Genomic DNA, 14,448 nt, shown 5'->3' with positions numbered 1-14,448 from the left:
CGGACTTCACGGGCCGGTTGGAGGAAGCGCATTAGTATGCCGCAGCGCACCACGGGATGGCCGCCGGCGTGCAACTTTTCGGCCCCGGCATGATCCAAGATGCGGTTCCGGAGGAAACCATCCATGTCCCTGCGCAGCGTGCTCGCGATTCCCGCATCGGCGGTTACCGATGAAACGGTGTACCACGCACGGCGACGCCTGCTCGGCGCCTTCGCGGGTGCGTCGCTGCTGCCGCTGGCCGGTTGCGCCGAGGCCGAACCGCCACCGCCCGCGAAAGCGGTGGTGACACCCGCGCAGGCGAAGTCCGGCTTCCGCACCGACGAGCCGCTCACCCGCTACGAGGACATCACCAGCTACAACAACTTCTACGAGTTCGGCACCGACAAGGTCGATCCGTCGAAGGCGGCGAAGACGCTCAGGACCTCGCCCTGGAACGTGGCCGTCTCCGGCGAATGCGCCAGGCCCGGCACCATCGGCCTCGAGGACCTGCTCAAGGGGATCACTCCGGAGGAACGCGTCTACCGTCTGCGCTGCGTCGAAGGCTGGTCGATGGTGATCCCCTGGCTGGGCGTGCCGCTGGCGGACGTGCTGAAGAGGTTCGAGCCGAACTCGAAGGCGAAGTACGTCGCCTTCACCACGCTGGCCGATCCGGTGCAGATGCCGGGCGTGCGGTTCCGCTCGATCGACTGGCCCTACCGCGAGGGCCTGCGCATCGACGAGGCCATGCATCCGCTCGCCTTCCTCGCCACCGGCCTGTACGGCAAGCCGCTGCCGCAGCAGAATGGCGCACCAGTGCGGCTGGTGGTGCCGTGGAAATACGGCTTCAAGAGCATCAAGTCGATCGTCGAGATCCGCTTCACCGAGAAGATGCCGCGCACCGCATGGAACCGCCTGCAGCCCGAGGAATACGGCTTCTACAGCAACGTCAATCCCGACGTCGACCATCCGCGCTGGAGCCAGGGCAGCGAGCGCCGCATCGCCGGCACCGGCAACCGCCTGTTCGCCGACCGCATCCCCACGCGCCTGTTCAACGGCTACGGCGACCAGGTCGCCTCGCTCTACGCCGGCATGGACCTCAAGCGCTGGTACTGATCTCCCGTGGCCACGCCGCCCCGCGCGACTGCGCACGTTGCGCGCCTGTTGCATGATCATCCGCGGGCGGGCGCAACCGCTCGCGAATGCCTCTGCCCGAACCCCACTGTCCGCATGCGAACCCGCCCGCCATGACGCCGCGTGCCCTCACTCTCGCGAAGACCGCCGTCCACGCCCTGGCGCTCACGCCGGTCTCCCTGCTGGGATGGCGCTTCTGGCAGGTCTTCAGCGAAGCCGACATCGATGCGCTCGGCGCCGACCCCGTGGCCGCGATCGAACACGAACTCGGGCTGTGGGCACTGCGTTTCCTGCTGATCACGCTGGCGATCACGCCACTGCGGCAACTGACCGGGCAGCCGCTGCTGCTGCAGTTCCGGCGCATGCTCGGCCTGTACGCGTTCGCCTATGCCAGCCTGCATCTGATCGCGTACCTGGGCCTCGACCTGCGCGGCTACTGGGCGCAGCTGTTCGAGGAGATCGTCAAGCGCCCCTACATCACCGTCGGCTTCGCCGCCTGGCTGCTGCTGGTGCCGCTTGCGGTGACCTCCACCCGCGGCTGGATGCGCCGCCTCGGGCGCAACTGGGGGCGCCTGCACCGGCTGGTGTACGCGATCGCGGCGCTGGCGGTGCTGCACTTCTGGTGGATCGTCAAGTCCGACTACCGCGAGCCGCTGCTCTACGTCTCGATCCTGGCGCTGCTGCTGGCCTGGCGATTGTGGAAACGGCTGGCGAAGCGGCCGCCGCGTGCGGCCTCAACCTGACCCGAACAGCAGCAGCGCCGCCAGCAGCAGGGCGATGCCGACCGCGGCCAGCAACAGCCACGGCAGGCGCGAGACAGGGCCGCCGTGCCCGGGGGCCGGGGTCGCCAGCGCGGCCGGCGCGGATGCATGCGGTGGCGCCTCGATCTCAGCTTCCGCCGGCCTGCGACGCGGCGCCTCGACCACGAACCGGTGGTGGCCGTCGAACACGACCTGGTCGCCCGCCTCGAGCAGCGCGTCGCGCACTGACTCGCCGTTGACCAGGCTGCCCTCGGCCGAACCCAGGTCGCGCAGCACAACCTGGTCGCCGACCAGCTCCAGGCGCGCGTGACGGTCGGCGAACGCCGGATCGTCGATCCGGATGTCGGCTTCCACGTGGCGTCCCACCAGCCTGGGCTGCTCCAGGGTGAAGCAGCGACCGTGGAAGCGGCCGCCGATGCCGCGCAACACCACCCGCAGGTTGGGCGCGTCCGCAGCGGGTGTCGTCGCCTCGATCGCGGGCGGCAGCTTCACCGGCTGCGGCGAGACCAGGCGCAGCTCGGCGCCGCCGACGTAGATCGCGTCGCCGACCCGTAGCATCGCCATGCGCCGCACCTCGCGCCCGTTCACGTGGACACCCGGCGCGCCCTCGTCGACGTTCAGCCACACGCCACGACGATCCACACACAGTCGGACCGGCTCGCCCGTGCCGCCTTCGACCAGTTCGACAACGCCGCCTGCGCGCCGGCCCAGGCCATGCACGCCGATCGCCAGCAGCCGGTCTTCCCGGCCCTGGTCGGCGAATCGCAGTCTGACGGACTCCATGGCGCGGCAATCTAGCACGCGCGGGCAATGACGCCGCCGGGTTTGGTGAACGCCGCGGTCCCGTCGCAGAATGGCGCACCACTCCACGCGCAGGCGCCATGCATCATGTCCGCGATCGACATCCGTCATACCCATACCCTGCCCACGGGCAAGGCCCGCAAGGCCGTCGAGCAGGTGGCGCAGACACTGTCCGAACGGTTCGACGTGGACTACCGCTGGGAGGGCGACACCCTGCGCTTCAGCCGCTCCGGGGTGGACGGCCGGATCGCGCTGGAACCCGAGCAGTTGCACGTCACCGCCACGCTGGGCTTCCTGCTGTCGGCCATGAAAGGGCCGATCGAGACCGAGATCCGGCGGGTCCTGAGCGAGAGGTTCTAGCCGGCTGGCCTGTGGCGGCGGACCGTCATGCGACGGCCGCTCGACCGCCTCAGTCGTCTTCGAACCTGAACGGGTCTTCCTCGCCGGCGAACAGCCGCCGCGACGCCAGTGCCTCGTCCCGCTCGATCTCGGCGACGAAGGCGCCCGCATCGTCGAGCGATTCGAACGCGGCGTAGCCGCGCTCCAGAAAGCCCTGCAATTCGCTGAGCCCGGCCAGCTTCGCCGGCCCGCGCGAGAACGCCAGCAGCGTCGCCACCCCGGACATCTGCAGCGCGCTGCCGAAGCCGCGCCCGACCCGTCCGATCAGCGCGATCTGGCGCGCGCGCAGCTTCGCCTGCCCCACCTCGCGGTAGGCCTGCCCGTACAGCGCGGCGTCGAGCCGGCGTCGCCGCGGCGCGAGGTCCTGCAGCGCTTCGGCCATCGACAGGTCGAGTTCCTGGGTCAGCGCGCCCAGTTCGATCGCGTCGGCGATCGTGCCCAGCAGCTTCTTCGGCAGCAGCCGTCGCATCATCGGGATCACCCGCGCGATGTCGGCGTCGCGACGGGTGAAGTCGCGGTCGGCGTAGACGTCGTCGAGGAAGAACTCCGCCGCCGGCGCCCGCTGCGGGTCGTGCATGAAATGACGGAAGCTGCGATGCAGCCGTTCGGCCTGCCAGCGGCGCAGTTCGGGCAGCCAGCGCAGGCCGTTGCGCGGCTCGCGGCGGGAATCGTGCAGGGCCTGGTGGCGCGTCAGCTCGCGACCGAGACGATCCGAATCTTCCGACGTCATGCCCACATCCTGCGGGCGGCGGGCGTTTGGAGCAAGCCGTCGGATCGGGTCCGCTACACTCCGGCCAGACCCACTGGCCGTCGCAGATGCTCTCCCTCCACCCGGCGCGCAAACGCAGGAAGCATTCCGCCCGCAGGCCGCTCAGGGTCGGCCTGGCGATCGCCGGCGGCGGCCCGATCGGCGCGATGTACGAACTCGGCGCGCTGCGCGCGATCGACGAGGCGATCGAGGGCCTGGACCTGACCCGGCTGCACTGCTACGTGGGCGTCAGCAGCGGCGCGTTCCTGGCCGCGGGCCTGGCCAACCGCATCGGCACGCAGGAGATGTGCCGCGGCTTCATCACCGGGACCAGCGACGACATCGGCTTCCGCCCCGAGACCTTCCTGCGGCCCAACACCGGAGAATACCTGCGGCGGATGGCGCGGCTGCCGGCGCTGTCGCTGGCCTGGGGCCGGCGGCTGGCGGCGCATCCGGCACGGGCGCTGCGCTGGTCGGAGCTGATTTCGCGCTTCGGCGGACTGCTGCCGACGGCGCTGTTCGACAACCGCGCGCTCGAGCGCTTTCTGCACGACGTGCTGTCGCGGCGCGGACGCAGCAACGATTTCCGCAGCCTCGACACCGACCTGTTCGTGGTCGCGGTCGACCTCGACACCGGCGAGGCGGTGCGCTTCGGCGAACCGGGCTGGGACGACGTGCCGATCTCGAAGGCGGTCCAGGCCAGCGGCGCGCTGCCGGGCCTGTACCCGCCGGTGGAGATCAACGGCCGGCACTTCCTCGACGGCGCGCTGCGCCGGACCATGCACGCCTCGACCGTGCTCGAGCGCGACATCGACCTGATGATCGGGATCAACCCGCTGGTGCCGTTCGACGCCTCGCGCGCGCCGCGCCGCTGCGGCGAAGCCGAGCCGCTCGGCCTGGCCGAGGGCGGGCTGCCGGCGGTCCTGTCGCAGACCCTGCGCACGCTGCTGCAGTCGCGCATGCAGATCGGCATGGGGAAGTACCCGCAGCAATACCCGGATGTCGACCAGCTGGTGTTCGAACCCAACGCCGGCGACAGCGAACTGTTCTCCATCAACCTGTTCAGTTTTTCAGCACGCCAGCGCGTATGCGAGCTTGCCTACCGCAACACCCGCGCCGACCTGCGCGCACGCGCCGCCGAACTGCGTCCGGTGCTGGCCGCGCACGGCCTGCGGCTGCGCGAGGAGCTGCTGGTCGATCCGCAGCGGAGCATCCTCGATTCGCTGCAGGCGCCGCCCCCGCCCAGCACCGACACCACCGCGCGCCTGCGCCGCGCGCTCGACGATGCCGAACGCCTGGCGGCACCGGCGCAATCGCCGCGTCGTCGCACGCGCTCGACGCGCGACGTGGTGTGATTGCTCTAGCGTGCGCCGCCACGCTCCCACCCGACACCCCGTCGCCCATCGGAGGGCACATGGCGAAGTTCAAGAAGACCACGAAGAAGTCTCGCACCGGCGGCAAGGCCGACGCCCAGGCGCAGGCCGAGCGGCTGTCGAAGTCGCTGAGCGAATCGGCGCAGCAGATCTGGCTCGCCGGCGTGGGCGCGTTCGGGCGCGCGCAGGCCGAGGGCACCAGGCTGTTCGAGGGCCTGGTCAAGGAAGGCGTGTCGCTCGAGAACACCGCGCGCAAGTTCGCCGGCCACCGCGCCGAAGAGGTGCGCGATGCGGTCGGCAGTCGCGTCGGCCAGGCGCGCGAGCGCGCCGTCGATACCTGGGACCGGCTGGAGAAGGTGTTCGAGGGACGCGTGCAGAAGGCGCTGGTGAGCCTCGGCGTGCCCGGCCGCGACGACCTGCGCGACCTCGCGAACCGCGTCGACACCCTGACCGCGGAACTGCGCCGGCAGCGCGGCGGCACCGCCCGCAAGACGGCGCCGGCACGCAAGGTACCGGCCAGGCGCGCGCGCCCTGCCCCCGCCACTGCGACGCCGGCTGCAACCTCCAAACCCGCGAGCAAGGCCGTGAAAAAGGCGCCGCGCAAGGCCTCGAAGAAGACCCCGGCCTGACCGACCCGGCGCCGGCGCTCCCCGCGCCGACGCCTGGGTGCGCCCACGAGCCCCCGGTTCGAGCACAGCGCGCCAAGGCGCCACTGCGCCGACCCACGCCGACAAATCGCCTTGCCTGAACAGGCGAAACGGCGCCCGTGGGACCATCCCCGGCCACCGTACGTCGTGCCCGATTCCGGTATGCTTTGCGCCCCCCGCAACCCTGGCGAACGATGTCCAACTGGCTGATCGCGATCGGCGTGACTCTGCTGATCGGCGGCGTCGCGACGTTCTACTTCCGCACGGTGCAGATGCGGCGCGACGAGACGCGCGCGGGCATCGCCGCGCTGTCCGGCGTGTCCTGGCGCAGCTTCATCCACATGGTGCTTGACGCCCTGTCCCGCCGCGGATTCAGCCGCCTGGTCGACAGCGACAACGCCGCCGACGACACCGACTACGTGCTCGCGCGCAACGGCGAACACTGGCTGCTCTCGTGCAAGCACGGCAGTGCGTTCGTGCTCGGGCGGTTGACGGTGAACGAACTGGCGCGCGCGATCGAACTCAAGGGTGCCGCCGGCGGCTTCCTGCTCACCCAGGGCAGGATCACCGACGACGCGCGCCCGGTGGCAGCGCTGCAGCGCATCGAACTGCTCGACGGCCCCGCGCTGTGGCCGCAACTGCGCGATTTCCTGCCGGCCGAACAACTGGCCGGCATCCGCGCCAAGGCCGCGACGCTCGCCCGCCAGCGCGTGCTGTCCTCGTGGCTGTTCGCGTTGCTCGCTGGCGTGGCGACCTGGCTCGCGCTGCCGGCGCCCTCGACCCCGGCGCCAGCGCCTCGCCAGCTGGAAGCGCCGGCGCCTGCGGGAGTCGCGGCACCATCCGTTGCCGCACCGGCACCACTCCCCGCCCCGCCCGCCCCGACGCCGACCGCCAGCGAGCCCGCCCCTCCCACTGCGGACGCACCAGCCGATGCAGCGGTCGACGCCCTGGTCAGCATCGAACAGCAGCGTGCCGACGTCGCCGCCGCGATCTCCACCCTGCCCGACGTCGACCGCGCGGTCTGGTCCACCGAATCGACCCTGCAGGTCATGCTCTCGTCGATCGACGGCGATGCCTTCACCCGCATCTGTCCGCTGATGGAACGCTACGACGACCTCGCGTCCTCGCGCATCCAGCTCACCCCGCCGCCCGAAAGCGCCGCGAACGTGCGTTTCCGGCAGTGCCGGTCGTATTGACGGCATTCTCCCGGGCGACGCCTTGGCCGCCGCGATGCCGAATGGCAGGGCGGCGGCACGCAGCCCCACGACGGGAGTCCCAGGTGCGGGCATCGGGACGCTACCGGCGATATGCGCCTGGAATGCCTTCCAGGTCCACCCGGCCGTGGAAACACGACGGCAGCTAGCCGACAGGGGCCTCCGTGCACTCCTGCACGTTGGCCGGTAACGACCATATCGGGGGGTAGAGGGGACCGACGAACACCAGCCCCGCCGCCGGCGCGGTCGGGCCTGCGCGCGTGCGGTCCCGCGTCGCCAGCAGGTCCGCGATCCACGCTTCCGGCCGCGCGCCGGCGCCGACCTCGAGCAGCGAGCCGACGATGTTGCGCACCATGTGGTGCAGGAACGCATTCGCCTGCACGTCGATGACGACGACCTCCCCTTCGCGGGCCACCGTGATCCGCTGCAGGTCCCGCCGCGCGTGCGTCGCCTCGCACTCTGCGGAACGGAACGCGCCGAAGTCGTGCTCGCCCAGCAGCGCCTGGGCGGCGCGGTGCATCGCGTCGGCGTCGAGCGGGCGCCAGTGCCAGGACAGCCACTGGCGCGCGAGCGCCGGCCGCACCGGCCGGTTGAGGACGCGGTAGCGGTAGCGGCGCGCCACCGCGGAAAAACGCGCGTTGAACCCGTCCGCCACCGGTCGGCACCAGACCAAGCTGACCGAGGGCGGCAGGCGCGTGGTGGTGCCGAGCGTCCAGGCGCGCGGATCGCGCATGGCGCCGCTGTCGAAATGGGCGACCTGGCACTGCGCGTGCACGCCGGCATCGGTGCGGCCGGCGCAGACCGTCTTCACCGGCGCATCGGCGACCGAGGACAGCGCGGCCTCGAGCACGCCCTGGACGGTCCGGTCGTCGACCGCGTCCGCTTGCGTCAGTCGCTGCCAGCCGCGGAATTCGGAGCCGTCGTACTCGACGCCTATCGCGTAACGGGGCACACCGCTCAGACCAGTTCGCGCAACAACCGCTGGGCTTCGCCGCGGGCACCGGCATCGCCGAAGTCGGCGACTTCCTGCAGCAGGCTGCGCGCCGTGTCGGTATCGCCGAGATCGATGTAGGCGCGCGCCAGTTCGATGCGTTCCTGGCCGGCGGGCGCAGGATTGAGTGGCGCCACCGCTGCGCCCCGCGCGCCTTCGTCTCCCGCGGCGTGCCAGGTGGGCGAAGTGCCGGTGGCCGCGGCAGGAGCCGCCTGCCAGGTGGTGGAGCCCAGGTCTCCGGGTGCCGGCGCAGCCGCGACCATCGGTTCGGGTTCGGGTTCGGGCTCCGGTGCGGGCACGGCGACCGGCACCGCCGTCTCCGACTTCACCGGTGGCTTGCTGGCCGCCGAAGCGAACCCGTAGCTCGGCTTGCGCTCGCGTGCCTGGCCCTTGCGGCGCGAGACCAGCCAGGCGACCAGCAACGCCGCCGCGACCAGGCCCATACCGATCCACAGCCACGGCAGCCCGGCGCCGGCCTGAGCTGGAGGCGTCCCGGACTCTGCCTGCGTCGTCGTGGCGGCGGGCTCGGCGTTGCTTTGCGCCAGCCGCTGCTGCGCGGCAGCGAGCTCGCTGTCCTTCATCTGGATCAGTTGCTGTTGTTGTTGCTGCAACTGCTCCAGTTCGGCCAGGCGCGTTTTCAGTTCCTGCACCTCGGCATCGCGCGCGGCGAGGGTTTCCCGGGTCTGGACCAGTTCCTGTTGCTGCAGCATGTCGCCCTCGCCCCCGGCGGCGGTGCCGGTTCGTGTTCCCGCGTCCTGGCCACCGCCCGACGACGGCGGCACGATCTCCAGCCGCGCCTCGGCGACCCGGCCAGCGCCTTGCGTTGTTGCGGCCGGCGCACGCTCCCCGGTCGTAGGCGCCGCCCCCTCGCCGCCCGCTTCGGCCACGGCCTCCGGCTGTACCACCGGCCTGCGCATTTCGCGCCAGCGGCTGACATGCTCGCGGACCATCGCATTGGCTTCGGCGATGCTGGTATCGGACCAGGTATCGCTCGGCGGCACGCGCAGCACGGCGCCCTGCCTGACCAGGTTGACGTTGCCACCGATGAAGGCTTCGGGATTGGCGCGCAGCAGCGCCAGCATCACCTGGTTGAGGCTGTGGCCGCTGCCGGTCGAGAGCGAGGCGGCGATTTCGCCCAGCGTCCGTCCACGCTGCACCGGCCCGTATTCGCCCGGCACGCCGGAAACGGCTGCGGGTGGTGTGGCGGCTGGCGGCGGCACCGGTGCGGGCGGCGGCGCCTCGGCGGCGACGGCCTGCGTCTCGTCCGGCTCGGCTGCGGCGGGTTCCTCGCTCGCCGCATCGGCAGCGGGACGCGGCTCGGTCGTTGCGACTTCCGCCGGACGCGCGATCACGTTCGACGGCGCCGCCTGCGGGGCCTGGATCGGGGGCTGCGCCGGCGCGGCCACCGTCTGCGGCGTGTCGACGAGCGCCGAGTATTCGCGCACCAGCCGGCCCTGCCCCCAGTCGACCTCGACCAGGAAGGTCAGCATCGGCTGCTGCACCGGCACGTCGCTGGTGATGCGGATCACCGGCCGGCCCTGCGCATCCAGCGCGACCGCGAAGCGCAGGCCCGAGACCAGGCCGGTGGGCGGCTCCAGCCCGATCCGGCGGAAGGTATCCGGCGAGGCCAGTCGCGCCTGCAGGTTCTCCAGCTCCGAGGGGTCGGCGGAAATGATCGGGATCTCCGCCAGCAGAGGCTCGCCAGCGCGCGACTTGACCTCGATCTGCCCCAGGCCCAGCGCGAACACCGGCCAGGCGAGCAGGGCCAGCAGCAGGCCGAAGGCGAGCGCCCAGGACCTGCCGCGTGCTGTCGGTTTGGTGCGTCGCGGCGTCTGCATGGCCGCGACTCTAGCCGCCCCGGCGCGGATTAGGCAATGTTTCAGCCTTCCGCGGCGACCAGTTCGGCGAGTTGCACCGCGTTGAGCGCGGCGCCCTTGCGGATGTTGTCGGAGACGATCCACAGGTTCAGGCCGCGCGGATGGGAGAGGTCCTCGCGGATGCGCCCGACGAACACCGCATCCTTGCCGGACGCATGGGTCACGGGCGTCGGGTAGCCGCCCGGCTCGCGCTCGTCGACCACTTCCACGCCCGGCGAAGCCGCCAGCAGCTCCCGCGCCGCTTCCGGCGTCACCTTCTCCCGCGTCTCGATCGCCACCGCTTCCGAATGCCCGTAGAACACCGGCACCCGTACCGCGGTCGGATTCACCTGGATCGATTCGTCGCCGAGGATCTTGCGCGTTTCCCAGACCAGCTTCATCTCTTCCTTGGTATAGCCGTTGTCGAGGAAGGCGTCGATGTGCGGGATCAGGTTGAAGGCGATCTGCACCGGGAACTTCTGCGGGTCGATGTCGCCGAAGCCCAGCAACTGCGCGGTCTGCTTGCCCAGCTCCTCCATCGCGCTGCGGCCGGCGCCCGACACCGACTGGTAGGTCGCCACGTTGATGCGCTCGATGCCGTACCTGCGGTGCAGCGGCGCCAGCGCCACCAGCATCTGCATGGTCGAGCAGTTGGGGTTGGCGATGATGCCGCGCGGGCGCTGCTTCACCTGCTCGGGATTGACCTCGCTCACCACCAGCGGCACGTCGTCGTCGTAGCGGAAGGCCGAGGAGTTGTCGATCACCACGGCGCCGGCGGCGGCGAACTTCGGCGCGTATTCCTTCGAGGTGTCGCCGCCGGCCGAGAACAGGGCGATGTCGATGCCGGTCGGGTCGAAGCCGGCGAGGTCCTGCACGAGGTAGTCGTCGCCGCGGTACTCGATGGTACTGCCGGCGGAGCGTTCGGAGGCGAGCGGAACGAGCTTGCCGACCGGGAAATCGCGCTCGGCGAGGATCGAGAGCATCACTTCGCCGACGGCGCCGGTGGCACCGACGACGGCGACGTTGAAGCGGCGGTTCTGCGGGTTGTTCATGACGGGGAGTCCGGGGAAAACGGATGGGAAGGAAAAACGGTGGAAAGGACGATCGGGAACGGACAAGGCGCGCGCGCCTTCGCTGTGTTCGGGGGAACCCGCGCGGATGGCGGCGACGGCTCCCCTACCGTTTCGCGGTGTCTTTCCCGGGAATCGTGCCGGCGATCGGGGTCGGCGGGTGGCCGGCACGCGGGCCGTGACCGAGCGCGGCCACCAGGTTGTCGACGGCCAGCGTGGCCATCGCGCGGCGGGTGGCCAGGCTGGCGCTGCCCACGTGCGGCGTGAGCACCACGTTGTCCAGCGCGAGCAGCCGGGGATCGACGGCGGGTTCGCCCTCGAACACGTCCAAAGCCGCCGATGCGAGCCGTCCGGAGGCGAGCGCGTCGGCGAGCGCGGCCTCGTCGATCAGGCCGCCGCGGGCGATGTTGGTCAGCGTCGCGGTCGGTTTCATCTTCGCGAGGGCGGCGGAATCGATGATGTGGCGGGTGGCGGGCGAATACGGCAGCACCAGCACCAGGTGGTCCGATTCGCGCAGCAGTGTATCGAAGTCCACCCAAACGGCACGACTGTTGCGTTCGATACGTTCCGGCAGCCGGCTGCGGTTGTGGTACAGCACCCGCATGCCGAAGCCGTGCGCGCCGCGCCGGGCGATGCCCTGCCCGATCCGGCCCATGCCGAGGATGCCCAGGGTGCTGCCGTGCACGTCGCCGCCCAGCAGGGTGTCGAACGACCACTGCGTCCAGTGCCCGGCGCGCAGCCAGCGTTCGCCCTCGGTGATGCGGCGCGCGGCGGCCATCAGCAGCGCGAAGCCCATGTCGGCGGTGGTTTCGGTGAGCACGTCTGGCGTGTTGCTGGCGACGATGCCGCGCGCGCGCAGCGCGGCGACGTCGAGGTTGTCGTAGCCCACGCCGACGTTGGCGACGGCGCGCAGCGAGGACGCCCGGGAGATCTCGTCGGCACCGATGCGTTCGTTGAGCGTGACCACCGCGCCGTCGCAGCCGCGCAGCTTCGCCGCGACCTGCGCGGGCGACCAGGCGGTCACCTGCGCGGTGGCATCGACCTGGAAGTGCTCACCCAGGCGGGCGACGATGTCGTCGAACAGCGGCTGCGAAACCCAGACGCGCGGACGCGATGCGGCGGATGGCGCCGGCATCACGGCCTGTCTCCAAGGCGTGCATGCGCCGCTACCCGGGCTGTGCCGCGAGCGGCCACGCGATCGTCTTCAGGGTGCCGGCGCGGCACGCTCGCCACCCCGGCGCGTGGCGCCCCCCGGTTCACCCCGGGATGCGCGGCGACACGGCGCCCACGTCGCCGCACTGCGCGCGATGGCGCAGCGCCTGGTCCATCAGCACCAGCGCCAGCATCGCCTCGCAGATCGGCGTGGCGCGGATGCCGACGCAGGGATCGTGGCGGCCTGTGGTGACGATGTCGACGACGTTGCCGTCCACGTCCACGCCCTCGACCGCCAGGCGCAGGCTCGAAGTCGGCTTGAACGCGACCGACACCAGCACCTGCTGCCCGGTGCTGATGCCGCCGAGCACGCCGCCGGCATGGTTGGACAGGAAGCCGCCAGGCGTCATCACGTCGCGATGCTGCGTGCCCTTCTGCGCGACCGAGGCGAAGCCGTCGCCGATCTCCACGCCCTTGACCGCGTTGATCGACATCATCGCCGCCGCCAGTTCACCGTCGAGCTTGCCGTAGACCGGCTCGCCCCAGCCCGGCGGCACGCCGTCGGCGACCGCGACGAGCTTCGCGCCCACCGAATCGCCGGACTTGCGCAGCGCGTCCATGTAGCTTTCCAGTTCGGGCACCTGCGCGGCGCAAGGCCAGAAGAACGGATTGTCCTCGACCACCGACCAGTCGTGTCCACGCGGCACCACGTCGCCGATCTGCGTCATGCAGCCACGCACGGTCACGCCGTGGCGTTGGGCCAACCACTTCTTCGCGATCACCGCCGCGGCCACGCGCATCGTGGTCTCGCGCGCGGACGAACGCCCGCCGCCGCGCGGGTCGCGCAGGCCGTACTTGTGCCAGTACGCGTAGTCGGCGTGGCCCGGGCGGAACTGGCGCGCGATGGTGCCGTAGTCCTTGCTGCGCTGGTCGGTGTTGCGCACCAGCAGCGCGATCGGGGTGCCGGTGGTGAGGCCTTCGTACACCCCGCTGAGGATCTCGACCTCGTCGGCCTCGCGCCGCGCCGAGGTATGGCGGGTCTTGCCGGTCGCGCGGCGGTCGAGGTCGCGGGCGAACTCCTCCGCGCAGATCGCGATCCCGGGCGGGCAACCGTCGATCACGCAGCCGATCGCCGGCCCGTGCGATTCGCCGAAGGTGGTGACGCGAAACAGGTGGCCGAAGGTGTTCATTCCATCCCGCTCAGAACAGGCCGCCAGCCGCGGCCTGCGCCGGCTTCGCAGCGCCCTCGCGCGCATCGGCGAGCGCGCGGATCCGCGCGTTGTGGGTGACCAGGTCGTGGCGCTCGACCACGAACACGCCCATCTGCCCGACCTTGAACTCGACCCACACCAGCGGCAGTTCCGGCAGCAGCGCGGTCAGGGCGCGCTCGGCCTCGCCCACCTCGCAGATCAGCAGGCCGTCCTCGGTGAGGTGCAGCGGCGCGTCGCGGAGCATGCGCAGCACGATGTCCAGGCCGTCGTCCCCGGCGCGCAGGCCGAGCTCGGGCTCGTGCGCGTATTCCCTCGGCAACGCGTCGGTCTCGGCGTTGGTGACGTAGGGCGGATTGCTGACGATCAGGTCGTAGTGCTCGCCCTGCAGGTTGTCGAACAGGTCGGATTTCACGAAGCGGGTGTTGCGCGACTGCAGCCGCTGCTCGTTCTCGCGCGCCAGCGCCAGCGCGTCGTCGCTGATGTCGGCGCCGTCCACGTGCCAGTCGGGATGGTAGTGCGCCATCGCGATCGCGATGCAGCCCGAGCCGGTGCACAGATCCAGCGCGCGACGCACCTCGCGCCCGCCGAGCCAGGGTTCGAAACCCGCGTCGATGAGTTCGGCGATCGGCGAACGCGGCACGAGCGCGCGCGAATCGCTCCTGAAACTCAAGCCGGCGAACCAGGCCTCGCCGGTGAGGTACGCCGCCGGCACCCGCTCCTCGATCCGGCGCAGGAACAGGGCCAGCACGTCTTCCTTTTCCGCCAGGGTGACGCGGGCGTTGCCGTAGGCCGGGCCGAGGTCGTGCGGCAGGTGCAGCGCATGCAGGGTGAGCTGGGTGGCCTCGTCGAGCGCGTTGTCGTAGCTGTGCCCGAACGTCAGCCCGGCCGCCTGGAAGCGGCTGGCGCCGTAGCGGATCAGGTCGATGATCGTCTGCAGTTCGTCGGTCATGGCGTGGATCTTGGGAAAGGGACGGGGCGATCGGATACGGTGACACGGGGGGCCGCCGCCCAGGCCCCGCATGCTCCGACATCGGGCGCCTCGCCAGCTCCCGCGCAACCGGATCCAGGCCGCGCGGAATACCCGTCCGCCGCCTACGCGCGCGAGCGGACCGCCG

General features: G+C 71.1%; 13 protein-coding genes and 1 pseudogene. 6 read left to right on the top strand and 8 right to left on the bottom strand.

From position 1 onward, the window contains the following. Positions 1-123 precede the first annotated feature (123 nt). Positions 124-1,092 carry a protein-methionine-sulfoxide reductase catalytic subunit MsrP gene (gene msrP, locus JMO03_RS15385; RefSeq protein ID WP_202844628.1) on the top strand — a complete coding sequence of 323 codons (969 nt, stop codon included), beginning with the start codon at positions 124-126 and terminating at the stop codon, positions 1,090-1,092. A 131-nt stretch (positions 1,093-1,223) separates the two neighbouring features. Beyond that, on the top strand, positions 1,224-1,853 hold the full coding sequence (gene msrQ / locus JMO03_RS15380) for a protein-methionine-sulfoxide reductase heme-binding subunit MsrQ (RefSeq protein ID WP_202844627.1): 630 nt from the start codon (positions 1,224-1,226) through the stop codon (positions 1,851-1,853). Here msrQ and JMO03_RS15375 read toward each other — a convergent pair. Beyond that, entirely contained in the window at positions 1,845-2,654 is an 810-nt protein-coding gene (locus JMO03_RS15375; RefSeq protein WP_202844626.1) for an FHA domain-containing protein, read from the bottom strand. The genes msrQ and JMO03_RS15375 overlap by 9 nt on opposite strands. A 105-nt stretch (positions 2,655-2,759) precedes the next feature. Between JMO03_RS15375 and JMO03_RS15370 the strand changes: the two genes are divergently transcribed. Next, complete coding sequence (locus JMO03_RS15370) at positions 2,760-3,032, top strand: polyhydroxyalkanoic acid system family protein (RefSeq protein ID WP_202844625.1); 273 nt, start codon at positions 2,760-2,762, stop codon at positions 3,030-3,032. 49 nt (positions 3,033-3,081) lie between these two features. Here the strand turns inward: JMO03_RS15370 and JMO03_RS15365 are convergent, their stop codons facing one another. After that, on the bottom strand, positions 3,082-3,801 hold the full coding sequence (locus JMO03_RS15365; protein WP_202844624.1) for a DUF8198 family protein: 720 nt from the start codon (positions 3,799-3,801) through the stop codon (positions 3,082-3,084). Positions 3,802-3,887: 86 nt separating this feature from the next. On the opposite strand from JMO03_RS15365, the gene JMO03_RS15360 reads away from it, so the two are divergent. The 3 genes from JMO03_RS15360 (at position 3,888) to JMO03_RS15350 (ending at position 7,035) form a co-directional block, all read left to right on the top strand. Next, positions 3,888-5,174, top strand: a complete 1,287-nt coding sequence (locus JMO03_RS15360) for a patatin-like phospholipase family protein (protein WP_202844623.1) — start codon at positions 3,888-3,890, stop codon at positions 5,172-5,174. A 59-nt stretch (positions 5,175-5,233) separates the two neighbouring features. After that, the gene (locus JMO03_RS15355; RefSeq protein ID WP_202844622.1) at positions 5,234-5,821 is read left to right on the top strand and encodes a phasin family protein; all 588 of its coding nucleotides are present in this window, start codon (positions 5,234-5,236) and stop codon (positions 5,819-5,821) included. Between the two features lie 212 nt (positions 5,822-6,033). Continuing rightward, a complete protein-coding gene (locus tag JMO03_RS15350; protein WP_202844621.1) occupies positions 6,034-7,035 on the top strand; it encodes a restriction endonuclease in 1,002 nt (333 codons plus the stop codon). A 163-nt stretch (positions 7,036-7,198) separates the two neighbouring features. On the opposite strand, the gene truA is transcribed toward JMO03_RS15350, so the two are convergent. From truA to prmB, 6 genes and pseudogenes are all read right to left on the bottom strand, one after another. Next, the gene (gene truA / locus JMO03_RS15345) at positions 7,199-8,005 is read right to left on the bottom strand and encodes a tRNA pseudouridine(38-40) synthase TruA (protein ID WP_202844620.1); all 807 of its coding nucleotides are present in this window, start codon (positions 8,003-8,005) and stop codon (positions 7,199-7,201) included. Positions 8,006-8,010: 5 nt separating this feature from the next. After that, a complete protein-coding gene (locus JMO03_RS15340; RefSeq protein ID WP_202844619.1) occupies positions 8,011-9,882 on the bottom strand; it encodes a type IV pilus assembly protein FimV in 1,872 nt (623 codons plus the stop codon). 41 nt (positions 9,883-9,923) lie between these two features. Continuing rightward, complete coding sequence (locus JMO03_RS15335; RefSeq protein WP_202844618.1) at positions 9,924-10,952, bottom strand: aspartate-semialdehyde dehydrogenase; 1,029 nt, start codon at positions 10,950-10,952, stop codon at positions 9,924-9,926. Positions 10,953-11,115: 163 nt separating this feature from the next. Further along, a pseudogene (locus tag JMO03_RS15330) lies at positions 11,116-12,105 on the bottom strand (2-hydroxyacid dehydrogenase); the annotation flags it as partial. Between the two features lie 121 nt (positions 12,106-12,226). Continuing rightward, positions 12,227-13,312: a chorismate synthase gene (gene aroC / locus JMO03_RS15325; RefSeq protein ID WP_202844616.1), complete on the bottom strand. Its 1,086-nt coding sequence runs from the start codon at positions 13,310-13,312 to the stop codon at positions 12,227-12,229. Positions 13,313-13,322: 10 nt separating this feature from the next. Beyond that, the gene (gene prmB, locus JMO03_RS15320) at positions 13,323-14,282 is read right to left on the bottom strand and encodes a 50S ribosomal protein L3 N(5)-glutamine methyltransferase (protein WP_202844615.1); all 960 of its coding nucleotides are present in this window, start codon (positions 14,280-14,282) and stop codon (positions 13,323-13,325) included. Positions 14,283-14,448: the final 166 nt, after the last annotated feature.

It is taken from the genome of Luteimonas saliphila (genome assembly GCF_016774335.1).
GTDB classification, from domain to species: Bacteria; Pseudomonadota; Gammaproteobacteria; order Xanthomonadales; family Xanthomonadaceae; genus Luteimonas; species Luteimonas saliphila.
Note: the sequence above shows the minus strand (reverse complement) of the source record. Positions and strands in the feature narration are given on the sequence as shown.